At 68.8% G+C, this 21,839-nt stretch carries 22 protein-coding genes and 1 pseudogene; 13 read left to right on the plus strand and 10 right to left on the minus strand.

The genetic code is table 11. The features are described from left to right. Positions 1 to 143: 143 nt before the first annotated feature. A complete protein-coding gene (locus AC07DC_RS31380) occupies positions 144 to 410 on the plus strand; it encodes a hypothetical protein (protein WP_478917867.1) in 267 nt (88 codons plus the stop codon). Positions 411 to 765: 355 nt separating this feature from the next. Here AC07DC_RS31380 and AC07DC_RS31385 read toward each other — a convergent pair whose 3' ends face one another. The 7 genes from AC07DC_RS31385 to AC07DC_RS31415 form a co-directional block, all read right to left on the minus strand. After that, positions 766 to 1,101 carry a hypothetical protein gene (locus tag AC07DC_RS31385; RefSeq protein ID WP_478917996.1) on the minus strand — a complete coding sequence of 112 codons (336 nt, stop codon included), beginning with the start codon at positions 1,099 to 1,101 and terminating at the stop codon, positions 766 to 768. 48 nt (positions 1,102 to 1,149) lie between these two features. Then, entirely contained in the window at positions 1,150 to 3,057 is a 1,908-nt protein-coding gene (locus AC07DC_RS31390; protein WP_478917868.1) for an arabinofuranosidase catalytic domain-containing protein, read from the minus strand. A gap of 555 nt (positions 3,058 to 3,612) precedes the next feature. Beyond that, complete coding sequence (locus tag AC07DC_RS31395; protein ID WP_478917869.1) at positions 3,613 to 4,116, minus strand: response regulator; 504 nt, start codon at positions 4,114 to 4,116, stop codon at positions 3,613 to 3,615. Continuing rightward, positions 4,113 to 5,246, minus strand: a complete 1,134-nt coding sequence (locus AC07DC_RS31400; RefSeq protein ID WP_478917870.1) for a PAS domain-containing sensor histidine kinase — start codon at positions 5,244 to 5,246, stop codon at positions 4,113 to 4,115. The genes AC07DC_RS31395 and AC07DC_RS31400 overlap by 4 nt, the downstream gene beginning before the upstream one ends. 5 nt (positions 5,247 to 5,251) lie before the next feature. Further along, positions 5,252 to 5,902 (minus strand): response regulator, encoded by a 651-nt coding sequence (locus AC07DC_RS31405; protein ID WP_478917871.1) that lies wholly within the window; start codon positions 5,900 to 5,902, stop codon positions 5,252 to 5,254. A gap of 32 nt (positions 5,903 to 5,934) precedes the next feature. Then, on the minus strand, positions 5,935 to 6,279 hold the full coding sequence (locus AC07DC_RS31410) for an STAS domain-containing protein (RefSeq protein ID WP_478917872.1): 345 nt from the start codon (positions 6,277 to 6,279) through the stop codon (positions 5,935 to 5,937). An 803-nt stretch (positions 6,280 to 7,082) separates the two neighbouring features. Further along, complete coding sequence (locus AC07DC_RS31415; protein WP_478917873.1) at positions 7,083 to 7,232, minus strand: hypothetical protein; 150 nt, start codon at positions 7,230 to 7,232, stop codon at positions 7,083 to 7,085. A gap of 13 nt (positions 7,233 to 7,245) precedes the next feature. On the opposite strand from AC07DC_RS31415, the gene AC07DC_RS31420 reads away from it, so the two are divergent. The 3 genes from AC07DC_RS31420 (at position 7,246) to AC07DC_RS31430 (ending at position 9,312) form a co-directional block, all read left to right on the plus strand. After that, positions 7,246 to 7,392, plus strand: a complete 147-nt coding sequence (locus AC07DC_RS31420) for a hypothetical protein (protein ID WP_478917874.1) — start codon at positions 7,246 to 7,248, stop codon at positions 7,390 to 7,392. Between the two features lie 169 nt (positions 7,393 to 7,561). After that, positions 7,562 to 7,954: a CBS domain-containing protein gene (locus tag AC07DC_RS31425; protein WP_478917875.1), complete on the plus strand. Its 393-nt coding sequence runs from the start codon at positions 7,562 to 7,564 to the stop codon at positions 7,952 to 7,954. Between the two features lie 392 nt (positions 7,955 to 8,346). Further along, a complete protein-coding gene (locus AC07DC_RS31430) occupies positions 8,347 to 9,312 on the plus strand; it encodes an LLM class F420-dependent oxidoreductase (protein WP_478917876.1) in 966 nt (321 codons plus the stop codon). A 214-nt stretch (positions 9,313 to 9,526) separates the two neighbouring features. Here AC07DC_RS31430 and AC07DC_RS31435 read toward each other — a convergent pair. Continuing rightward, positions 9,527 to 9,907 (minus strand): annotated as a pseudogene (locus AC07DC_RS31435) (DNA polymerase III subunit alpha); the annotation flags it as partial. A gap of 127 nt (positions 9,908 to 10,034) precedes the next feature. Here AC07DC_RS31435 and AC07DC_RS31440 point away from each other — a divergent pair. The 5 genes from AC07DC_RS31440 to AC07DC_RS31460 all read left to right on the plus strand — a co-directional run bounded on the left by AC07DC_RS31440 (position 10,035) and on the right by AC07DC_RS31460 (position 16,219). Beyond that, positions 10,035 to 10,457, plus strand: coding sequence for an ester cyclase (locus AC07DC_RS31440; RefSeq protein WP_478917877.1), 423 nt, complete (start codon positions 10,035 to 10,037; stop codon positions 10,455 to 10,457). Positions 10,458 to 10,696: 239 nt separating this feature from the next. Then, positions 10,697 to 11,752 (plus strand): helix-turn-helix transcriptional regulator, encoded by a 1,056-nt coding sequence (locus AC07DC_RS31445; RefSeq protein WP_478917878.1) that lies wholly within the window; start codon positions 10,697 to 10,699, stop codon positions 11,750 to 11,752. Positions 11,753 to 12,317: 565 nt separating this feature from the next. Then, positions 12,318 to 14,780 carry a SpoIIE family protein phosphatase gene (locus tag AC07DC_RS31450; protein ID WP_478917879.1) on the plus strand — a complete coding sequence of 821 codons (2,463 nt, stop codon included), beginning with the start codon at positions 12,318 to 12,320 and terminating at the stop codon, positions 14,778 to 14,780. Between the two features lie 497 nt (positions 14,781 to 15,277). Next, positions 15,278 to 15,835, plus strand: coding sequence for a hypothetical protein (locus tag AC07DC_RS31455; protein WP_478917880.1), 558 nt, complete (start codon positions 15,278 to 15,280; stop codon positions 15,833 to 15,835). Positions 15,836 to 16,000: 165 nt separating this feature from the next. Further along, complete coding sequence (locus AC07DC_RS31460) at positions 16,001 to 16,219, plus strand: hypothetical protein (RefSeq protein ID WP_478917881.1); 219 nt, start codon at positions 16,001 to 16,003, stop codon at positions 16,217 to 16,219. 149 nt (positions 16,220 to 16,368) lie between these two features. Here the strand turns inward: AC07DC_RS31460 and AC07DC_RS31465 are convergent, their stop codons facing one another. Next, entirely contained in the window at positions 16,369 to 16,842 is a 474-nt protein-coding gene (locus AC07DC_RS31465; protein WP_478917882.1) for a DUF6223 family protein, read from the minus strand. Between the two features lie 231 nt (positions 16,843 to 17,073). On the opposite strand from AC07DC_RS31465, the gene AC07DC_RS31470 reads away from it, so the two are divergent. From AC07DC_RS31470 to AC07DC_RS31480, 3 genes are all read left to right on the plus strand, one after another. Further along, a complete protein-coding gene (locus AC07DC_RS31470) occupies positions 17,074 to 18,198 on the plus strand; it encodes a sensor histidine kinase (protein WP_478917883.1) in 1,125 nt (374 codons plus the stop codon). Further along, a complete protein-coding gene (locus AC07DC_RS31475; RefSeq protein ID WP_478917884.1) occupies positions 18,195 to 18,857 on the plus strand; it encodes a response regulator in 663 nt (220 codons plus the stop codon). Before AC07DC_RS31470 ends, AC07DC_RS31475 begins: the two co-directional genes overlap by 4 nt. A 582-nt stretch (positions 18,858 to 19,439) precedes the next feature. Beyond that, a complete protein-coding gene (locus tag AC07DC_RS31480) occupies positions 19,440 to 20,198 on the plus strand; it encodes a hypothetical protein (RefSeq protein ID WP_478917885.1) in 759 nt (252 codons plus the stop codon). 157 nt (positions 20,199 to 20,355) lie between these two features. Here the strand turns inward: AC07DC_RS31480 and AC07DC_RS31485 are convergent, their stop codons facing one another. Then, positions 20,356 to 20,694 (minus strand): PRC-barrel domain containing protein, encoded by a 339-nt coding sequence (locus AC07DC_RS31485; protein ID WP_478917886.1) that lies wholly within the window; start codon positions 20,692 to 20,694, stop codon positions 20,356 to 20,358. Positions 20,695 to 21,439: 745 nt separating this feature from the next. Between AC07DC_RS31485 and AC07DC_RS31490 the strand changes: the two genes are divergently transcribed. Continuing rightward, positions 21,440 to 21,826 carry a VOC family protein gene (locus tag AC07DC_RS31490; RefSeq protein WP_478917887.1) on the plus strand — a complete coding sequence of 129 codons (387 nt, stop codon included), beginning with the start codon at positions 21,440 to 21,442 and terminating at the stop codon, positions 21,824 to 21,826. The last annotated feature ends 13 nt before the right edge of the window (positions 21,827 to 21,839 follow it).

Here is a 21,839-nt window from a genome sequence, read left to right on the forward strand (position 1 = left end):
CTCGCATGTGCTCGAACTGGCGCGGCAGACACGAGAGAAGGCCCCGATATCACCCGGCCGCTCCACGCTCTCCGCACCGGCATGCTCGGGCGATATTGCCGTCATACACTGGAATCAGGGCAGTCGTCAGAGGTGGAGGACTGATGGCGAACACAGAGAATCCGACGGTTGGTTCAACGGGCAACCGAACTACGGCGAGCGTACAGAAAACCCGCTCCTGGGCCGGCCTCCTGGTCGTCGTTTTGGGTGATCTCTCCATCGCGATTGCCGCCATATGGGGGGTGAGCAGCACGGACGGCACCCAGTCCGTTGCCATACTCACCAGCGCGTTCACCGCCGTGAGCACGATGACCACAGCGTATTTCGGGCTCCGCGCGATGTCCAACAGTGCCGAATCGACCAAGGGTTGAACAGTCTTCTGACGACGCATGAGGAATTCCGAGTCACCGACGGAAGCAGCGCGGGCAAAGAGCTCAGCGGGCCTTTTCGAGCGGGCGGCGACTTCGAGCGGCAAGGCGATTCGATCAGGGCCGGCGCCGCAACCTCTCTAGGCGTCTGCACACGAGTTCTTCGGGTGAGCGATGGCCACCTCTTGCGCCGGCCTCACCAACGCCTCCTTGAATGCATGGTTGCCTGTGAACAAGGACTCCTGGGTGTGACGGTCGCCAAAATCGAGGCACGCCGCACCGACGGTGGAGAAGCCGGCGTTGTTGCCCTCAAGAGAGATGATGACGAGGGCGGGATGGCGCGAGGATCCCGAGCCAGTCATAGTCGGCCGTGACACTGCGGAGTTGCCGAAAGCAGGGCCCACCTCTCGTACCAGCCCGTGAGGAAGGCGCGGCCAAGAGTGCAGCCCTGTCCGAACAGGTTGAACATCAGCAAGGCGGGCGTCGATTCCCTGTCGATCTCGACTCTCCCGGTGTCGAGGGCGAGGACCGCGAAGACGCAGCGGTGTCTCCCGTGGCCCTTTGGCGGCCCGGCGCCGACGTAGCACTTCATCCTGACGGAATTTGCGAGCTGAAAGGCGCCCTGCGGAAGTCCCGAGCCGGACTCGGTAGCCGCGCTGCGGTCCTCCCGCGACAGGGTGGGGCGGGGAAGGATGCCTTCCCCGCCCCTTTCACGGCTGTGACTTTCCTGGGACCTCGCGGATCAGCTCAGTGCGAACTTCTGGGCCGCGCTGCCGTTGCAGTCCCAGATCTGCAGGCGGGTGCCGTTGGCGGTGTTCCCGCTGGGGTCATCGAGGCAGCGGCCGGACTGCGGGTTGAACAGCGCACCGTCCGACTGCTGGTTCCAGACCTGGCCACCGACGCCGTTGCAGTCCCACAACTCCACCTGGGTGCCGTTGGCGGTGCCGTTGCCGTTGATGTCCAGGCATCTGCCAAGGGTGCTGAGCGAGCCGTTGGCGTTGTGGCGCCAGTGCTGGTCGACCGCCCAGCTCTGGCAGTCCCACAGTTGGACGGCCGCGGTGTTGCCCCCGATGTCGTCGGCCGCCACGTCCACGCATTTGGCACCGGGCCCCGCTATCGGAGCACCGCCGGACACTGCGAACTTCTGTGCCACGGTGCCGTTGCAGTCCCAGATCTGCAGGCGAGTGCCGTTGGCCGTGGCACCGTTGGGTGAGTCCAGGCAGCGGCCGGACTGCGGGTTGAACAGCGCGCCGTCCGACTGCTGGTTCCAGACCTGGCCACCGACGCCGTTGCAGTCCCACAGCTCTACCTGCGTGCCGTTGGCGGTGCCGTTGCCGTTGATGTCCAGGCACCTGCCAAGGGTGCTGAGCGAGCCGTTGGCGTTGTGTGTCCAGTGCTGGTCTTCCGCGTAGGACTGGCAGTTCCAGAGCTCGACGGCCGCGCCGTTGGCGCCGGTGTCGTCGGCGGCGACGTCGACGCACTGGTTGCCGGGCCCGGCAATGGTCCCCTGGGGGCCGTTGGGGACATTCGTCTCGCCGTTGTAACCGACCGAGACGATGTTCGCCTGGACGGCGTTCTCGGCTGCGTCGGAGGGGTAGCCGGCAACCATCACTCCTTCGAAGAACGTACCCATGTTCCGGTTGCTGTTGTCGCCGCCGGTACCCAGGATGATGCCGCCCTCCTGCTGCATCGGCCGGTAGCCGCCTCTGGTCGGCAGTGCGCCGTTCCACCAGGTGGACAGCCCGCCGGACTGCGAGTTGCCGCCCTTGAGGGCGTACGTCGTCTGCCCGTTGTTCTTCAGCACGGCGGTGACGAAGGCGCTGCCGTTGCCCTTGTTGGCCGTGTTGGAGCCGTTGTCGCCCTGGAACATACCGTTCTCCAGGTCGGCCTCGACCCACGGGCCCGAACCGGAGCACGGCTGAAAGTAACAGGTGGTGGCGATGGACACGGCGTCCATGTGGCCGTTGCCCGTGTCGGCCGGCGTACTCTCGGCGTTGCCGTAGTCGAAGCAGCAGTCGGAGCCGACGTGGGTACCGCTGGCCACCATGTAGGCACCCTCGGCCTGCCCGTTCACCGCCACACCCCTCGCTGCGCCGCTGGAGCGGTAGCCGACTCCCGGAGAGACCCAGATCCCGTAGACCTTGTGACCGCCGGCGGTGACGGCCAGTTCACTCGCGTCGGCGCCGCGGTCAGCGGCACCCGCGGTGCCGGCCGGACCGGGATTGAGGTCATTGTGCTGCGGCGACTGATCGTAGACCTTGCTGATGCTGCAGGTGGTGTTCGCACAGAAGGCGTCCTGCCGGCCGGCGTTGGCGTAGCCGCCCGCGGACAGCAGGCCGATGTCGCTCCTGGCACCATCCGAGGATCGCGTGACCTGGTATAGCGAGCCGTTGTACGAGGTGAACAGCGCGCGGGTCGTGCTGTGTGCGGCGACGCAGGGAGTACCGGCGGCCGCGTAGATGTCGCACGGCGCGGAGCCGGCGGCCTGCGCCGTGCCCGGCAGGCTGATCAGCACGCCCAACAGCAGGCCGACGCTCACCAGGGCGAACTGTACGGCGTTCTTGAACCGATGGGCCCCCTGCGCAGCCGGGCGCGGGCGTGCCGTCGCGCCGTCCATGGCACCTGCGCCGGCTTTTCTGCGTCTTTGCATGTCACGCTCCTGAGAAGTGGGGAAGGGAGCTGTGCTCGATCGAATGCCGACCGTTGGGCCCTCGTTCGGTCTCCGATCCGGAGAGGACGGCGTATCTGCCGGTCAGGACACGCCGGTAGGTCGGCGGCGGGATGTGCCGCGGACATCACCCGCCGAACGTGGACTGGACCGGCCGTCGGCCGACATATGGTCGTGATCGCAGTGGCTCTGTTCAACGATGTAAATACCGAGCAGCCAAATGACAGCACAGCACCCGGGGCGTGTCCATACCTACGACAGCGCTGACTGACTGCCGCAGCACAGCAGTTGGCCGCGCGCCGTCCGAACGAATGACCGAGGGGCCCGCTGTCGTGACCTGGCCCTACCGGCACAAACCCGGTATGGCCCGCCGAGGATGCACCGTAGTGCAAACGTCAATTTCCAGTGCCGCGAACCGGGGCACCAGGCGCCCGACAACGCGGCCCCTGAGCCTTCACGGAGCTCGGATGCTCATTCTCCCGAGCATTTCTACATCTTTGTACAGCTCAAAGTGCGGCCAGTCCGGCAGTGCCGAGATCATGGTGGGGGAAGCGGCGTACCAGGTGAGCCTTTTTGCCCGCGTCGGTTCCCTGTTGGAAGCCCTTCTTGCATGCCAGCCGCCCCTTCGGCCGCGAAGGCCGGGGAGGCTAGAGCCTGGGCTCCCAGGGTTCGGATCTCGGCCAGCAGCCGGGCGTTGGGGATGCCCTTGACGAGGTATCCCGCGACGCCGGCGGCAGCCATCTCATTGCGCGGGCCCTGGTCGCCGTAGGCCGAGAACACCACAATGCGCACGCCGGGGACGCTACGGACGATCTGCTGGGCGGTGTACGGGCCCCCGCCGGGGAAGCGTACGTCGAGGACCACCACGTGCGGGCGGTGGGCGCTGGCGAGAGCGATCGCCTCGTCGGCATCGGCCGCGGTGCCGACCAAGGTGAGGTCGTGCTGGGCGCGGACGACGTCGGCCAGGACCGCGCGCAACATGTCGTTGTCGTCGCAGATCAATACCCGCAACGGGTGCGGGGTTGTGGTGAGCTGGGTCATGAGGGCGCGTGGGGGGTGGTGGTGGCGTCGAAGCTCTTGGTGGGTGCGCCGGGCAGCGGTTCGTCCAGCGCAGCGGTGGGCAGGTCGGGCACCCAGAACTCCACGGTGGTGCCGGTGCCCGGCTCACTGCGCAAGAACCACCAGCCGCCGGCGGTCTCGGCCCGCTCACGCATCTCCATCAGCCCGAAGTGCTCGTTTCGCCGGTGCGTGATCGCCGCGTGCCCGGTGCCGTCGTCGACGACTCGCACGAGCAGGCCCTCATTTTTGGTGGCGACGCTGACGCGTACGGTGCGCGCTCGGGCATGCTTGCGCACGTTGAGCAGCGCTTCTTGCACGATGCGGAAGATGGTGATCGCGGTTTCGGGGGCCGGCTCGTTAGCCAGGGTGTGCTCGAGAGACGGCTCCAGGCCCCAGCTGCCGACCACAACATCGTTGAGGTGTTGCGACAGGGACTCGATCAGCCCGTGCCGGTCGATGCCGGGCGGCTGGAGCCGGAAGGTGAGGTTGCGCAGGCGGCCCACCGCCTCGCCTACCGACGCGTCGAGTTCGAGGAGTTCACCGGCATGCGGCTCCCCGGCCCGTTCGGCCAGGAGCTGCAGTCGCATGCCGACCGCGACCATGGCCTGGATGGAGTCGTCGTGCACGTCCCAGGCGATACGGCGGCGTTCCATCTCTTGTGCTTGTACCAAGTGAGCGAACAGGCGGCGGCGTTCGGTGAGCGCCTGCTCCGCGGCGCGGCGCTCGGTCATGTCCCGAGTGACCTTGCCGAAGCCGCGCAGTTCGCCGGTGGCGTCGAACAGGGGGGTGATCACCACGTTGGCCCAGAAACGGGACCCGTCCTTGCGGATACGCCATCCCTCGTCCTCCAGCCGGCCCTCCTCGATGGCCGCTTCCAACTCCCATTGGGGTTTGCGGGCGGCGATGTCCTCGGGCGGGTAGAAGACTGAGAAGTGCTGGCCGATGATGTCCGTGGCACGGTAACCCTTGATGCGTTCGGCGCCCGCGTTCCAGGTGGACACGTGTCCCCCGGGGTCCAGCATGAAGATGCCGTAGTCCAGGACGCTGGTGACCAGCAACGTGAACGCCGTCTCCGTCGGGGCCAGGGTGCCGCCGTGTTCGGCGGGGCTCATTCCACTCACCGCAGCAGACCCTCCCGACGGGCCACGGCGACCGCTTCCAATTGGGAGCGGACACCGAGCTTTTCCAGGACCCGCTGCACATGGTTCCTGGCGGTATTGACAGCCACGCCGAGCCGCCGGCTGATCTCCGCGGCGCCCAGACCCTCGCCCAACAGGCCGAGAGTCTCCCGCTCGCGCGGGGTGAGAGTGGCGCCCACATCGGCGGTCCGACCGGTCAACCGATCCAGTGCCCCGCCGAGCAGACCCTCGCTGAAAGCCACGTCGCCCGCCGCTACCCGGCGCACGCCGTCCTGCAGTTCACCCAAGTTACCGACCTTGAGGATGAGTCCCGACCCACCGGCCTCAACCACGCGCGCGGCCACGGATGGGCTCGCCTCCCCCGTCAGCACCAACACCCGGGTGCCGGGGGCTGCGGCCTTGAGCGGGCTGATCGCGGCTATCCCGTCACCGTCGGGCAGACGCCGGTCCAGCACCACCACAGCAGGACGTAGCCGGGCGGCATCGGCCAGCGCGTCCTGGACCGACAGGCTGCGGCCGACCACCTCCAGATCGTCGGTGCGGTCCATCGCGAGCCGGATTGCCTCGGCCACCATGTCGTGGTCCTCGACCAGCAGAATGCTGATACGACCACCGGCGGTACGTGGCACGGTGCCCGGTGCGCTGTGGGGGCTCGACGGCATCACACGGTCCTCGGGGGTAGTCGCGGCGCGGTGTCGGCGAGCACCTCGTCGACGCTCGCAAGGGCGAACAGACGCGCCACCTGCGCGCCGGCGCCCTCCACGCACAGCTCGCTGCCCAGCCTACCGGCCGTGGCCAGGGCCTCCAGCAGCACGTTCAGTCCCGCGCAGTCGCAAAAGTGCAGGCTCCGCAGGTCGAGCACGACACGGTCCGGCCGCCGCGCAAAGCAATCGGCGAGGGCGGCACGCAACTGCGCGGTCCCATCCATGTCCAACGCACCGACCAACCGCAAGGCACATACATCGGAATCGAGCACGGTGCTGACCTGAAACAACGGGCCTGTCACGGTAGGTCCCTCCTCATACGACCACCTCCTGACTGGGCAACAGACACCACTACAGGATAGTGAATTTGCACTAGAAGCAAACCCGCTCCGCCCAACGGGACTTCACCCAGCAGGGATGAATCGCCGAAAATGCCTGGAAGGATCAGTCCGCCGAGCAGGTGGATCGGCGCACAGCGCACGGGGGCCACCACACGTCGGCGCGCGAGGGGGAATCGAGGCGGGCACAAGCCCTTGACGGCAGGGCAACGCGAACACGTGAACGGCACGAACGGGCTGCGTACGTCCTGCGAGGGAACGCTCACAGAACCAGGATCCGGCAGCGCGACGGGGTCGCGGGGTCATCCGTTGGCACGGTGGGTGACGGGCAGCGGGGGCCGCCCGATCGGTGAAGCACACGGCGGAAGGGAATACCCCCGGCCGCCGCACTCCCGTCCCGACCGGCGGTCGCGGATGGCCCCTGATCCAGAGCCTGGCCTGCGACGTGCACGTCATCCCCCACCACGACGGCAAAAACCGTCCACACGGACTTCCAGGCCCCACCCGGCGCCCAGTTGAGCGCTTCGCCGATCTCGACGGACTGCGGCTGACCTGCATCGCGACCAACACCAGGGGCGGTCGCGGGACCGCCCCTGCCACCGGAGGGGCGAACGGGTGGGGTTTCACCGCCGAAAGGGGGCACGGCCGCGTGTCATCGGCCCGGCTCAGCCAAAGCCGCGACATCCTTCACTCGCTCTACCTCCCGGCGCCGGTGGGGCCACGAAAGGTTCGCGATGAAGGACAGCATGTGGGGCTATGGGCCCGCCTCAGGCCACGGGGCAGGAGTCGACCTGGGCAGCTACAAGGTCGCGGTCACAGACGGACGTATCGGCAAGGTCGACAAGCACGCGGATGAGCTCAACGCCGCCTGCCTCGTCGTCGACATCGGCGTGTGCAACTTCGGAAAGCATGTCCATCTCGAGAGGCTCGATGAGTCACGGCGCAGATGTCATCACGGAACTGACGGCCTACCACCGAAAGGTCGAGGAACTCCTGACGGCCCTGTCGCACCTGGCGGCCGACGACCCGGGCTTCGACGGACTGGTGAGTTCCGCAGCGCGAAGACGACACCTCTGACCCACCCGCAGCCCACCGCACCGGGACCTCCACCCGATGACGAACTCCTGGCCCCCAGTGCGGGCCCGGTAGAACAGGTCCGCGATTTCCACACCGGACGGGGTACGAAATGACGCCAAACCCGCAGCATCTGCCCAAGCCTTCGGGGCATCGGACTGCCCGTCAGCTCATGACGCCCGGCGCCCACGGGATCGGCGAGGACGAGACCGTGCTGCGCGCGGCGCGACGGATGATCGACATGCGTGTGGGCGCACTGCCCATCTGTAGCGGGGACGGGCGTGTACGGGGCATGCTTACCGACCGTGACATCGTCGCAGCCCTGGCCCGGGGCAAAAACCCCGCGGTCACCCTGGCCGGAGAGCTCGCCCAGGGCGACGTGGTCACCATCGGGGCGGACGACGACACCGACCACATCCTGCGCACCATGACCGCCCACAAGGTCCGCCGCCTGCCGGTCATCGACGGGACCCGGCTGATCGGCATCGTCGCCCTGGCCGATGTGGCCCGCGCCTTGCCCCATTCCCAAGTCGGCCAGCTTTTGGACGCGTTGTCCCGGGACTGAGGCGATCGGCAGCCCTCGATGGCCCCGGATCACCCCGGCCGTCTTCGGCGCTTTTCGCCGCCTCGCGCAGGCCTCGTGTCTGACGTGCACGGGGCCCGGCGCGGTTGCCGCCTGTTGCCTGCTCCCGGCGGGCTCCTGCCCACGATGGACACCGTATGGGTCCGAGGGGCCGCAGCGGCTACTGCGGTCAGGCGCAGGAACCTCAACGGCAGCCCGGTGGCCCCTGGGTCCGCAGGGCACCCAGCGTGACTCCGCCTGCTGCACGGCAGCACTCCGTCGCGATGGACTGGGGCCCACGAAGGGCCGTGCCGCGTGCGGCAGGCCCCTCGGTCGAATGGGTGACTGCCAGAGGCGGGCGTTATCCGGTGCACTCCGCGGGAACCCGGTAAGACATGGTGCAAATCGGCTACACGATGATGACCGAGCAGGCCGGCCCCCGGGACCTCATCCAGCATGTGGTGCGAGCGGAACAGGTGGGTTTCGATTTCTCCGTCATCTCCGACCATTACTCCCCTTGGCTCGACTCGCAGGGGCACGCCCCGTACGCGTGGAGTGTGCTGGGAGCGGCCGCCCAGGCGACCTCACGCATCCCCCTGATGACGTATGTGACGTGCCCGACGATGCGCTACCACCCGGCCGTGATCGCGCAGAAGGCCGCCACGATGCAGCTGTTGTCACAGGGCCGGTTTCGGCTCGGCCTGGGGTCGGGCGAAAACCTCAACGAGCACGTCATCGGCGGCGGCTGGCCCGCCGCCGATGTACGGCAGGAGATGCTCGCCGAAGCCGTAGGAATCATCCGGTCCCTGTTCGCCGGCGGATACGTCAACCATCGGGGCACGCACTTCGACGTCGAGTCCGCCAAGCTGTGGGACGTGCCCGAGCAGGCGCCCCCCATCGGCATCGCCGTCTCAGGTCTTCAGTCGTGCGCCCTTGCCGGCGACCTGGCCGACCTGGTGATCGCCGTCGAACCGAAGGCGGACCTGCTGGAAGCCTTCGACCGGCTCGGTGGGGCGGGCAAGCCACGCGTAGGTCAGCTGCCGGTCTGCTACGACCCCGACCGATCTGCGGCGGTCAAGCGCGCCCATGACCAGTTCCGCTGGTTCGGGGGCGGCTGGAAGGTCAACGCTGAACTGCCCGGTACCAGCGGCTTCGCCGCGGCCACCCAGTTCGTCCGCCCCGACGACGTCGCCGGGTCCATCCCGTGCGGGAACGACGTCGAGGCGTTCGTCGACGCCGTCCGCCCCTACGCGGACGCCGGGTTCACCGAGATCGCCTTGGTCCAGATTGGAGGCGACCAGCAACTGCCCTTCCTGGAGTGGGCCGAGCGCGAGTTGCTGCCGGCCCTGCGCGCACTCTGAACCATCCTTCGACGCGGCCGAGGGGGTGGCGGAGGCGGGAGTACTTTCAGCACGGTTACGGCCCGGCGACTGGAAATCCTCCCGCAGGCGCGAAGCCCTGCGGGCGGCGGCGCTCCCGCCGGCGGAGACACCGCCCCGCACTGGTGGCGGGTCCGGGAATGGCAACCACCAGTTATCTCCTGCAAGGGCGGCCTGATCCCACGGCAACAGCCTCGACCCCCAGAGAATCGACGTCCTCCTTGTCGGCCTGCACCATCGGATATCCGCCGCGCGTGGGCTGCACCGACAAGCGGTCCGGGAGGCGTGGCCTTGCTGACGATGACTCCGCACGGGTGCATCGCCATGCGGCGGAGCAGCGCGTCCAGACCTTCGGCGAGCTCCCGCAACGGCCCGAACTGGCCCGCCATCGCGGCCAACTCCCGCAGTCCGGCAGCTCGGCCATCGCTGAGTATGTCGCAAGCCCTGATGTGCGGAAAGGACTACGCAATGCGGTCCACCACGTGCGGGACGATGCCCAGGGCCATCGCGGTGTCGCGCAGGCGTGGCGGGTCCGGTACGTCTCCGGCACGCCGGTGACCGCGATGCGCCCCTCGCCACCCGGTCGTCGCACCGGTCACTTCCGGGCCGGGCGCAGATATTGCGTGCGCTTCGTCGCCCGCGGGCACTGGAAACCCCACATTGTTGGGGTACCGCATGCCTTCGGGCCGTCGAAGACTGGAGTCATGAACACCATCGATCAGAACAAGAGCACTGTATCCGCGTTCATCGAAGCCCTGTTCACCAAGGGCGACCTCGGCGCGGTCGACGACTACCTCTCCGCAGACTTCGTCGACCACGACCCGCCGTTTGGGGCGGTGGCCGACCGCGAAGGCATGCGCGGGGCGGGCGCGATGTTCCGCGCCGCCTTCCCCGACTGGCACAGCGACGCCGATCTCCTCATCGGTGAGGCCGACCTGGTCGTCGAGCACTTCACCGCCAGCGGCACACAGCACGGCGAGATCTTCGGCGTGCCCGCCACGGGGCGTACGGTCAGCCTTCCCGGGATCAACATCTTCCGTGTGCGCGACGGCCGCATCGTCGAGCGCTGGGGCCGTCTCGACGACCTCGGCCTGCTGCGTCAGCTCGGTCTGGTGACCCTCCCGTGATCGGAGTACTCAACGGCCTCATGTGGGAAACAGGCCCCGACGCCGGTTTCGGAGCGAGCCGCCGCCGCTGCTGGTGACAGTGGAAGCCGCAGACACCAGCGGGCGCTTCGCGCTCCGCCCGGCGCGCCCGAGCCACCTCAGCACATCCACCACGATGCGGCCGTCCGCACGCGCCGCCCGGCACCACAGCGCACTCGCCCACGGGCAGGAGTAGCGTCGTTCCTATGGCGGGAGCAGTAATGGAACGTCACGTCGCCAGCCTCATCGGGCGCTGCTACGCCGGGCTGGACGCCACCGCTCTGGGCGAGGACGTGCTCGGCCGGCTGCGTCGCTTGGTGCCGGTGGACGCCGCGTTCTTCGCCACCGTCGACCCGATGACGCTGCTGTTCACCTCGGCGGTCACCGACGAACCGCTCGGCGCCGTGACAGCGCAGTTCCTCGACAACGAATTCGGCCGCGAGGACGTCAACAAATTCGCCGCGTTGGCGGAGTCCGCCGATCCGGTCAGCTCGCTCGACCGGGCCACCCGCGAAGACCGGTCCGCCAGTGCCCGCTACCGGGAAATCATGGCCCCGCTCGGGCTCGGCGACGAGCTGCGCGCCGCGCTCATCACGGGGAGGGGCTGCTGGGGCGTGATGTGCCTGCACCGAGAGGACTCCTCCTACGGCTTCGACGAGCAGGAACTCGGATTGATCCGGCGCATTGCCCCGCACATGGCCGAGGGGCTGCGGCGCGCGGTCACTCTCGGCCCGGTCGCGGAGGCCGCTCCGGAGCCCGGGGCACCCGGCATCATCGTCCTCGACGCGGACCTGACCGTCGTTTCGATGAGCCCGGAGGCTCAGCAGTGGCTGGCGGAGACCGACCACACCCAATGGCCGGGATCGAGTGAACTGCCGCTGGCTGTCTACGCGGTGGCCGCCCGGCTGACCCGCATCGAACAGGCCCCTCCTGGTCCGCTGCCACCGCCCACCGTCCGGCTCCGCAGCCGGTCAGGGCACTGGCTCGCCCTGCACGCCACCCGCCTGCACGGCCCGCCCACACCCCAGATCGGGGTCGTGGTCGAACCCGCCCCGCCCACGCACATCGGCTCCCTGCTGCTCAGCGCGTACGGCTTGACCGACGCACAGACCCGCGTCGCCGGCCTGGTCGTCCGGGGGCATTCCACTCGCCAGATCGTCCAGGAGCTGCACATCTCCGCCAACACCGTCCAGGAGCATCTGACCGCGGCCTTCGACAAGCTCGGCGTACGCAGCCGGCGTGAACTCGTCGCCTCCGTGCTCACCGGACCGCCCTGACCGGGATCCGCACCGCCCTACTGCCGGCACAAAGTATGGGACTCATCCTTCCGTTGGGCGGATGCGGATGAAGATCCATGCGATGGGCAGCCACAACGCCGGCCGTGTCGATCTCACCGATGCCTCCCCACGCCGCTGACCTGCAGGCCGCCGACGTCGTGGGCACGATGGGCTGCGGCGATGCCTGCCCGTCATGCCCGTCCCGCCGTTATCAGGACTGGCTCGTCGTCGATCGCGAGGAGCCCCGATCGCCGTCGTACGCGGCATCCGCGACGAGGTTGACGCCCGCATCACCGATCCGCTCACCTCCCTGCCCGGCAGCCGGACCGCCTGATGCCGTGCGCCTGTTGCACCCCTCCATACGGCGCAGAGCCGATGTGCTCGCAGAAGACGCGCGACCGTTCGTGCTCGCCGGTCGTGGCAAGAGGTCCAGCCGTGACGTGAAGGGGCCGATGGGTAAACTTGGATGAACACCTCAGATACGCGTGTCACGCCGCGAAGTGCAGTGATCGGGGTCAGCATGGCGTCCACCGGTGCCGGCTTGGATGCGCATCCCTTCGGTGCTATGAGCGTCGAAGGCGCTGCGGAGCGTGACGATGTGCTGGTGGATGCCGTGCTCAGGGCCGTCGAGGTGACCGGTGCCCATGCCGGGAGTGTGTTCCTGGCCTCGCCCGACGGCAGTACGTTGGTGCTGGCCGCGGCGGCCGGGATGCCGCCCTCTCTGCTGGGCGGCTGGCGGCGGATCGCGGTAAGCAGCGCTATTCCGGTGGCGGAGGCACACCGCTTGGGGCGGACGGTCCATCTGGCAGACGTCGAAGCGACCATGCGGCGCTTTCCCCAGCTCGCCGTGGCTCTGCCCTACCCCTTCGGCTCGGCTTCCGTTCCGGTCAGGGCGGGACACCGGAGCCTCGGGGCAATGGCCGTGGTCTGGGCTGCCCGGCCTGATGGGCAAGGGCTGTCCAAGGCGCAGCGGCGGCACCTGCGCACCACCGCCAGCCGTCTGGGGACCTCGCTGGCCCGGCTGCAGGAACTCGGCGCCGGAGTGGGCAGCCAGGCGGATGCTCAGCCGGTGGAGGTGGCGATCCCGGCCGCCTCCGCGGTGCGGGTCGGCCTGTTCGACTGGAACGTGGCCACCGGGGCACTCGACGCGGATGCCGCGGCGTGCCAGATCTTCGGCCTGGCCTCGGACGCGTACGACGGACGGGCGGCCACGCTCGCGGCCCAAGTACACCCGGCGGACCGTCCCGGTCTGCGGGCCGCCGCCCGCACCGCGGTGCAGGAAGGCCGGCCCCTGGCCCGCTGCCTGCGCATCCCTGAGACGGGCGGCGGGTACCGCACCGTCGAGCTGTGGGGTCGGGTGCCGGACGGGGGCGACGGCCGGGAGGAACCATCCCATCTGGTGGGCGGGGTTTTCGAACTGGGATCCGGGATGGCCGCCGTGGCGGCGCTGGAGCGGCTCGCGGAGGGATTCTTCGCGCTCGACTGGGAGGGGCGGATCATCTACGCCAACCACCGTCTCGTGCGGCTGGTGCACGTGCGCCGGGGTGAGCTGGTGGGCCGCCGGCCCTGGGACGTGCTGCCCCAGCTGGCCGATCCCGCCTACGAGGACCGGTTCCGCGCCGCCCAGGTTTCACAGCAGCCCGGCTCCTTCCTTGCCCCGGGCCCGCACCCTGACCCTGGGCTGGTGTTCCGCCTGTGCCCGGACGCCCAGGGCATGACCGGATGGGTGACCCCGGCCGAAGAGTCACATGGCGCCACAGCCGAGCCTGCAGCCGCGCCTTTTGCGCCCGAGGTGTCCGCTGCTGTTGCCCTGCAGCCGGCGCCCACCAATGTGAGCGCGCTGTATCGGGTCCTGGAGATGAGCAGCGCGCTGACCGAGGCGGTCACGGCGCGCGAGGTGTGCGGGGTGGTCGCCGACCAGCTGCTGCCCGCCTTCGGCGGCGACCGCGTGGCGATCTACGTGGTACGCGAGGGGCGGGTGCGCCTGCTGGTGCAGCGCGGCTACCGCGAGAGCTTTCTGGACCGGTTCGAGGGCCTACCGCTGCAGCACGCCTGGGGACCGGTGACCGGGGCGCTGGCCTCCAGGGCCCCGCTGTTCATCGAGACACAAGAAGAGTTCGCGCGCGCCTACCCCGAACTCCGATCGGATTCCCGTTCGTTCGTGTTCCTGCCGCTGATCGCCTCCAGCCGCCCGGTGGGTGCCTGCGTGATCGGCTTCGACCAGCCGCACCGCTTCCCCGGCGAGGAGCGCAGCCTGCTGACCGCGCTGAGCGGTCTGATCGCCCAGGCACTGGAGCGGGCCCGGCTCTACGACGCCAAGTCCGCCCTCGCCCACGGCCTGCAGAACGCCCTGCTCCCCAACCGGCTGCCCACCTGTCCGGGCGTTTTGGTCACCGGTCGCTACCTGCCCGGCACCCGCTGGATGGACATCGGCGGCGACTGGTACGACGCCATCCCCACCGAGCAGGGCCTCGCGCTGGTCATCGGTGACGTCGAGGGCCACAACGTCGCCGCTGCGGCCACCATGGGTCAACTGCGCAGCGCGGTGCGGGCTTTCGCCACCGCCGGCCTCCCTCCCAGCGAGGTGATCGCCGGAACCAACCGGCTGCTGATCGACCTCGGCCCCGGCCTGCTCGCCAGCTGCTGCTACCTCCAGCTCGACCCGGAATCGGGCACCGCGCACATGGTAAACGCCGGCCACTGCCCGCCCCTGCTGCTCCGGCCCGACGGCGACTGCGAGGTCCTGGACCTGTCCGGCGGCCTGCTCCTCGGCGTCGAACGCACCGCCGGCTACCCGCAATCGCAGCTGCACCTGCCGCCCGGTTCCCTCCTCGCCCTGTACACCGACGGACTGATCGAGACCCGCGGCACCGACATCAGCGTCGGCATCGACCGGCTGCGCACCCACCTGGCCCACACCGCCACCGACTCCCTCGATGACCTCGCCGACAGCCTCCTGCGAGACGCGCGCCAGGCGGCGAACCGCAGGGACGACATCGCACTGCTGCTCACCCAGTACATCCACTGACCTGTCGGCCACGCCTTCCGCCTGACGAGCCCCGCGACGGCTGGTGTGCGTTCCCACATCGCGCGTGGCGCTCACGGCCACCCGTCATCGTCATCGTCATCGTCATCGTCATCGTCATCGTCATCGTCATCCAGCGTGCCGAACCAGCCTGCCCCGTAGTCAAGGCGGTGCGCCGACTCCACCAACGACGCCGGTGGGCCACCCGCAGCGCGCCATCCACACCGGCCACGACGGCGCCTCCGCACGCGGAGCCGACCAAGCCATCGGTGGACCGCGCACTTCGTCACCGGGCCTGCCTCTCCCCGTGGCCAGGCGCGCCGACACCCGGCAGTCGGTCGCGCCAGCGCAAAGCGCCACGGCGCGCCACCCCTTCCGCCACGTAGGAATATGCACCAACATGAGCACGCGAATCCGACCACACCACCGGAAATTCGTACAATCTTGCGCTCTGTCACAGGTTCCGGTCCACCTGCCACCGTCCCCGCAGAGGAGAGCAGTTGAGAAATCACGCCCAGCAAGCAGTCGAATGGCTCGCCGCCGCCGCAATCGACCCCCGGGCCTGCAAGAAGGAATGGCAATCGGATGCCGGCACCGCATTACTGGCTGCCGGCAGGTTCTGGGACGTGCTGAGCGTGCCGGAGGACCTGGGCCTGTTCGCCCTCGACGTGCTACTGCGCTCCCCTCGGCACGAACCCGGCCCCACCCTCGCCGACTTCGCCGCCCACCGCGTGGGCTTCTTCCTCCCGCCGAATCCGCGCAGTCGCTGGGTCGGCGACGGCATCCGCTACGCCGGCCGCGGGGCATGGATTGCCGTCCCGGCGCCTCAGCGGGCAACCGGCTCCCTGCGATGGCTCGTGCCGCCCTACAACAGCGGCACCCTGTGCTCCCCCGCCGCCGTGGAAGCAGCACTCCAGCAGGCCACCGGGATACTCGCCACCCTGCTCAATCCGGCCTCATCCGGCCGCGGCGCGCAAACCGCAGCCATCGGGGCCCGATTCCGTACGCACTACCTGCGCGGATCGGGCAGTGCGGACACCGGCCGAAGGCCGGGCTGAGCGCCCGCTCCGCTGTCGGCTGCTCACTCGCCGCGGCCGGTGCCGGCGCACGTGACGGCCACGCGTTCCCAGCGCACGGTTCCGATTGCGGGGCCGTCCTGCCACCCTTACCGGGATGGGGCGCTATGGAGCGTTTAGACGAGAAATATCGGGAACACGTAGATCATGACGAATTCCGACGACGAAACGAAGGCACCCCACGCGCCCGGCTCCCAGCCGAGCACGCACCCGGACTCCAATGAACCGCAGACGATCTCGGCACCGACGCCGCCCGTCGCGTGGAACAGCGATCCTCCGGACCAAGCCGATCTGGTGGACGAAGAGGACGATTCAGAACGGTCCCGCGCCGACGATGAACCGGAGACGACGTCCGAGGACGACTGAAAGGACGGCATCCCTCGCTTAACCGGCGGAGCTGGGTCCGGGGTCGGAGACATCCTGAACCGGCGGCGGCTCGCCGCAGCACACCTCCCGAACGGGAGCAGCGACCGGCAGCTGTCTCATGAGACACAGCGAAGTCTGGAGAAGGACGGCTACCGGGCCTGCTGCGGATCGTCATGGCTCCGGCCGCTGCGGCGGAAGCGGGCTAGAGCCCGCCCGCCAAGGACCATGGCGATCAGCCCCACCATCAGGGCCACGATGGCTCCGCCCAGCCCGTTGCCCGTGCCGAGACCGCCGTCGGAGGTGGCTACAACCAGCCCGCCAAGGGCCATGGCGATCAGCCCCGCCGCCAAGGCCACGTTGGCTCCGAGCCGCCCGTTGTCGATGCCGAAACGACCCGTGGGACGGGCCAGAGCCAGCCCGCCGATGACCACGCCGATCAGCCCCAGTACGGCGGCCGAGCTGGCGCCGAGCCGCCCGGCGCTCATGGTGTAAACATTGGCGGCGTAGGGCTGGCCGGAGACGTGTGCGGTCGCTGGGGCGGCCAGCACGAACACCCCGAGCAGGGCGGCTCCGACCACGGCAAGCACACGTCGGACCAGCCCCAGGGCTCCTGATGAGCTCATGTCTTTCTCCTCTTTCCTGTGTCGCGCTTCCAAGGTTTGGATGTCGCCTGATCATGTCGCCGGGTGCGCCGCCGGTCGTCCAGCAGGCGCAGGCACTTCGCGCTGCCGCCGATGGTGCATCCGGCTGCCGTGGACGCCGCAGGTGCGGCGCGAAAGTACTGTGTGCGCAGTAGTCGGCTGCTCATCCGCGAGCGGGACTCGCCCGCAGTGCCGTCCGGCTAGGGTCCGCGTATGACCACAGGACGGTTCGGTGTTCGGGCCGATGTCAGAGACTGGGCGATCGCCGTTGGTGTGGCGGCGGCGCTGCTGGTCACCGGGTTGTCCGAGGAACACTCCGCCACGGGGCTCGATCTGCTCGGCTACGCGTTGCTGGCGGTCGGCGGTCTGGCGTTGGCCGCGCGCAGCCGGGCTCCGGTTGTCGTTCTGGCCGTCACCGGGCTGTCCGCGTTGGGCTACCAGGCGGCGGGCTTCGACGTGCCGGCCGTTGGCTACCTGTTCGCGGTGTACGCCGCCATGCGGGCGGGACACCATCTCATCACGGTGGCCGCGTCCGTCACCCTGCTGGCCACTCTCCCCCTCGCGGCCCTGGCGGCCCTGCACGACACGAGCGATGCGTTCGCGCAGGCCCGGGGCGCACTGGAGATCGCCTGGCTGATCGCAGCCGGTGCCGCGGGGGAAGCGCTGCGGCAGGCCGAGCGGCGGGCGGACGAGGCCGAGCGCACCCGCGAGGAAACCGCGCGGCGCCGCGCCGATGAGGAGCGGCTGCACATCGCACGGGAGCTGCACGATTCGCTGACCCACCAGATCTCGGTGATCAAGGTGCAGTCCGAAGCCGCCGTCCACGTGGCCCGCAAGCGTGGCGACGAGGTACCGGAGGCGTTGCTGGCGATTCGGGAGGCCGGCCGTGAGGCGTCCAGGGAGTTGCGGGCCACCCTGGAGGTGCTGCGCGACGACGACAAGACCCCGCCGCCGGGGCTCGAACACGTCCCGGAACTGGTGGAACGGTCCCGTACGACCGCTCTGGACACGACGCTGACGATCGACGGACAACGATACGACGTTTCGGCTGCGGTGGGCCGGACCGCCTACCGGATCGTGCAGGAGTCACTCACCAACATCGCACGACACGCCGCCGCCACTACCGCATCGGTCTACATCGGCTACCGCCCGGACGCCCTGACCATACGAGTCGCTGACGACGGCGAGGCCACGCCGGACACCACCCCGACGCCCGGCATCGGACTGCTCGGCATGCGCGAACGCGTCACCGCCCTCGGAGGTCGACTGCACGCGGAGCCGCGCAGCGAGGGCGGCTTCACCGTCCACGCTGAACTCCCCGCGGACGGAACATCATGATCCGCGTCCTGTTGGTCGACGACCAGCCGCTCCTGCGCAGCGGATTCCGCGCGCTCCTCGACCTCGAAGACGACATCGAAGTGGTGGCCGAGGCCGCCGACGGTCGCGAGGGCCTGACCCTCGCCAGGCAACACCTGCCCGACATCGCGCTCATCGACATCCAGATGCCGGTCGTCGACGGCATCGAGGCGACCCGACTCATTGCCGCGGACCCGACCCTGGCCGGGGTGCACGTCGTCATCCTGACCAACTACGGCTTGGACGAATACGTCTTCGACGCGCTGCGCGCCGGCGCTGCTGGATTCCTCGTCAAAGACATCGTGCCGGAAGACTTCCTCCACGCCGTACGCGTCGCAGCGCGCGGCGACGCTCTGCTCGCGCCCTCGATCACCCGCAAACTCATCAACCGATTCGTCACCCAGCCACTCAAACCCGGCATCGCCAGGGAGTTGGAAGAGCTGACCAACCGCGAACGCGAGGCCGTCGCCCAGGTCGCGCAGGGCCTGTCCAACGACCAGATCGCCGACCGCATGGTGATCAGCCCACTGACCGCCAAAACCCATATCAACCGAGCCATGGCCAAGCTCCACGCCCGCGACCGAGCTCAACTCGTGGTACTCGCCTATGAATCCGGCCTGGTCACCCCACGCAACCGCTGAATCGTACGGCCGGCAGCCGCCATCAAACTCCGCCGCCCGACAGCGGGCAGACCAACCGAAGTCACCTCGGCGACCGTCCCGCCACAAGCTGGCATCGAACGAGTCGGCGTTTCCCTCGCTTCCCCGATCTGGCGGCAAACCGCGGGGAATGATGGGCAATCACGGTCGCCGAGGCTGTCACCGACACACATCTCTACGGCACTGCCAAGGCCCGCGCCTGGGACCGGCTGCATCCCAAACTCACCCACCGCTCTTCCTGGGCAGCCGCCAACGGTGCGCTCCCGATGCCCGCGGTCGAGTCTGTACCGGCCTCAGCGCCCGGCTTCAGCGCGACCCCGCGAGATGGAGAGGGAGGACGGCCCGGATTCCTGTCGTCGAATTCGGGATTCAGGATTTGGTTGTACAGATCTGGTGAGAATCACCTGCCAAATTTTATGACCCGCGACCCCTTTCACGGCATCCCTACAGGCAACTAGCGTCGCCCCTCTGGGGCATTCTCTGCCCTCTTGACAACAACTGAGGTGCACAGTGAAACGGATTCCTCGCGCCCTGGCAGCGGCCACCGTCGCGGCACTGGGCAGCATGGCACTGCTCGGCGCGGCTGCCACGGCGTCCGCAGCCCCTGGTAAGGACCTGAGGTGCAATGGCGGCGTGCAGGGCGTCCCCCTGAAGGTCACGTTCACCGGCCTGCCTCAGGCCAGGCTGGCCGCCGGGGGTGCCACCCAGACTGTCGCGATCACCTTTGACAACACTTCCGGCCTGCAGGTGAAGAACTACCAGACCTTCCTGTACATCGACGCCGACATGGGCCGGTGGAAAGTCGTCGGCCTGACCGTGGAGCTCCAGACGCCGACGGGGTGGGTACCCGCGAGGTTCGGCGCCAACAAGGACATCAACCTGCCCACCCTGCAATTCGACAAGGGCCAGAAGGTGACGTTCAACCTCCGCGTCACCGCCACCAAGAAGGCGACGGTCGGCACCTACGTGGCGGTCGCATCCGGCGGTTCCGAAGTCGTCGCCGATCCGGCCCGGGAAAAGGAACACGGGTGCCTTCAGTTTCGGGGGACCACTGACGTCCGCTTCAAGGTCGTCGAGGGATCGACGAAGCCGACGCCCGTCCCGACCGGCACGACCAAGCCGACCCCCAAGCCCACGGCAAACCCCAGCGTGGCGGCGAAGCCGACGGTGGCGCCGAGCACGGCGCCACAGGGCGGCACGGACAAGGAGCTGGCTGGGACCGGGGCGTCCCCGGTGATGCCCGCGACGATCTCCGCAGCACTCATGCTCGTCGGCGGAGTCGGCGTTCTCACTGCCCGCCGCCGGAGCCATCAGCGCCGCTGACCCGAGCCATTGCGTCCCACTGCCGTGCCTGTGCCGCTGCGAATCATTGGCCTTGATTCCCCTCGTACTGCGACACGGGCCGGCGCGGCCGGGGCCATCCGCAACAACCGTCCCAAGGGGGCGGGGCAGCACGACCACCCCACCCCCACCGGGTGATTCACCGGCCGCCGTAGTACGTGCCGAGGCTGCTGCGGTAGTCGGCGCTGCCGGCCATGGTGTCCGGGTCGTACTCGGGCGCGTCCTTGATCTGGTCCTTGGTACGGCCGACGTGGATGGTCTCGTCGTCGTGGTCGACGCGGGTGATAACGCCGGCGGGCATCATGACGTGCTTGCCGATGAGCCAGGGCTTGCAGTTGACGACGATGTACGCGGCGCCGACCTGGTCGGTGGCCTCGTCGACCTTGCCGATGTGGCCGTCGGTGGCCTCGACCTTGTAACCGGTCAGATCCGTGCCGTAGGTGTACTGCGCGGCGGCGGTGTAGTCCCACATGCTCATGCGTGTCACGTTCCGTTTCGGTGGTGGTGGGCGTCAGATGTGCAGGTAGCCGTCGTGGCTGTCGGCGTGCTCGCCGTCGAACCATCAGTCACCCTCAGCGCGGTGGCGAAAGCCAAAGCACCGCTCGGCGGGCGTCGCGATGCTCACCGCGCGCGTGCCGTCCGTACGGGCCGCCAGCGAGTGGGCGCCGGGCTGCCAGTCGTTGAAGTCCCCACGACACTGATCTGCTCGTGCGGATGATCGGCGGGCAGAACGAAGGTGACCGTGGTGGTGTCCTTTGTCCGGGTGCGCTCCAACATGACGCAGCTCCTCCAGGTGGTGGGTGGCGAGACCCGATCTGGATTCCCCGAAAAACACGCAGGAGCGGCGGCATGCGGCGCCCTTCACCCGAACAGCCCGGACCGGGGGCGCGTCCACGCGGCAACCGGCTGATGCGGGCGCCCGGGACGCCGTGGCGGCTTTGCGCATTGCCCGCGGGGCCATACGAAGTGGATGAGCCGGCCCCGGGAGGCGAAGCCCGGGGCCGACTCGGTCCGGTCAATCCCGGTAACTACGCCCGTAAGCGCGGCCACGACGTGCACGCCATTCAAGGCCGTCGCAGGCTGGAGCTACGCCAAATGCACCGATCAGCAGCCTTTCCGTTTGAACCAGGGCAGTGGTCCCGGCGGCCTCAGCAGCGGCGCGTGTCCTGAGCACTGCTGGGGGCAGATGATTCTCACCACGTTGCGCGCTCAAGGAGGCAGGGATGGAGCGGGACCCCATGCCACAGATGTCGTTGCGGGCAGTCGTACTGGGGGCGCCGGACGCCAAAGACCTGGCGTGGTTCTACCAGCGGCTCCTGGGCTGGGAGATCGCGGAGGAGGACCCAGGATGGGCCCGGCTGCGTCCTCCTGGCGGTGGAACGTGCCTGTCATTTCAGAGCGAGGAGCTCTATGCGCCGCCCGTGTGGCCGCCGCGTCCCGGCAGCCAGCAGATGACCGCTCATCTGGACATTCTGGTCGACGATCTGGATTCCGCCTCCGCCTACGCCCAGAGTCTGGGCGCCACGCCGACCGACCACCAACCTCAGGACGACGTCCGGGTACACCGGGATCCCGCCGGAAACCTCTTCTGTCTCTTCGCCACCCCCTGAATTCCGGGGCGAG

Source organism: Streptomyces sp. NPDC045021 (assembly GCF_056432645.1).

Bases quoted from the DNA above. Each gene is read 5' to 3' on its own strand.
- AC07DC_RS31485 (WP_478917886.1), bottom strand. From the start codon at position 20,694: ATGAGCATGTGGGACTACACCGCCGCCGCGCAGTACACCTACGGCACG.
- AC07DC_RS31425 (WP_478917875.1), top strand. From the start codon at position 7,562: ATGACGCCCGGCGCCCACGGGATCGGCGAGGACGAGACCGTGCTGCGC.
- AC07DC_RS31445 (WP_478917878.1), top strand. From the start codon at position 10,697: ATGGAACGTCACGTCGCCAGCCTCATCGGGCGCTGCTACGCCGGGCTG.
- AC07DC_RS31475 (WP_478917884.1), top strand. From the start codon at position 18,195: ATGATCCGCGTCCTGTTGGTCGACGACCAGCCGCTCCTGCGCAGCGGA.
- AC07DC_RS31420 (WP_478917874.1), top strand. From the start codon at position 7,246: ATGAGTCACGGCGCAGATGTCATCACGGAACTGACGGCCTACCACCGA.
- AC07DC_RS31415 (WP_478917873.1), bottom strand. From the start codon at position 7,232: ATGGACATGCTTTCCGAAGTTGCACACGCCGATGTCGACGACGAGGCA.
- AC07DC_RS31380 (WP_478917867.1), top strand. From the start codon at position 144: ATGGCGAACACAGAGAATCCGACGGTTGGTTCAACGGGCAACCGAACT.
- AC07DC_RS31450 (WP_478917879.1), top strand. From the start codon at position 12,318: ATGAGCGTCGAAGGCGCTGCGGAGCGTGACGATGTGCTGGTGGATGCC.
- AC07DC_RS31395 (WP_478917869.1), bottom strand. From the start codon at position 4,116: ATGACCCAGCTCACCACAACCCCGCACCCGTTGCGGGTATTGATCTGC.
- AC07DC_RS31430 (WP_478917876.1), top strand. From the start codon at position 8,347: ATGGTGCAAATCGGCTACACGATGATGACCGAGCAGGCCGGCCCCCGG.
- AC07DC_RS31465 (WP_478917882.1), bottom strand. From the start codon at position 16,842: ATGAGCTCATCAGGAGCCCTGGGGCTGGTCCGACGTGTGCTTGCCGTG.
- AC07DC_RS31480 (WP_478917885.1), top strand. From the start codon at position 19,440: ATGGCACTGCTCGGCGCGGCTGCCACGGCGTCCGCAGCCCCTGGTAAG.
- AC07DC_RS31460 (WP_478917881.1), top strand. From the start codon at position 16,001: ATGACGAATTCCGACGACGAAACGAAGGCACCCCACGCGCCCGGCTCC.
- AC07DC_RS31390 (WP_478917868.1), bottom strand. From the start codon at position 3,057: ATGCAAAGACGCAGAAAAGCCGGCGCAGGTGCCATGGACGGCGCGACG.
- AC07DC_RS31490 (WP_478917887.1), top strand. From the start codon at position 21,440: ATGGAGCGGGACCCCATGCCACAGATGTCGTTGCGGGCAGTCGTACTG.
- AC07DC_RS31440 (WP_478917877.1), top strand. From the start codon at position 10,035: ATGAACACCATCGATCAGAACAAGAGCACTGTATCCGCGTTCATCGAA.
- AC07DC_RS31400 (WP_478917870.1), bottom strand. From the start codon at position 5,246: ATGAGCCCCGCCGAACACGGCGGCACCCTGGCCCCGACGGAGACGGCG.
- AC07DC_RS31470 (WP_478917883.1), top strand. From the start codon at position 17,074: ATGACCACAGGACGGTTCGGTGTTCGGGCCGATGTCAGAGACTGGGCG.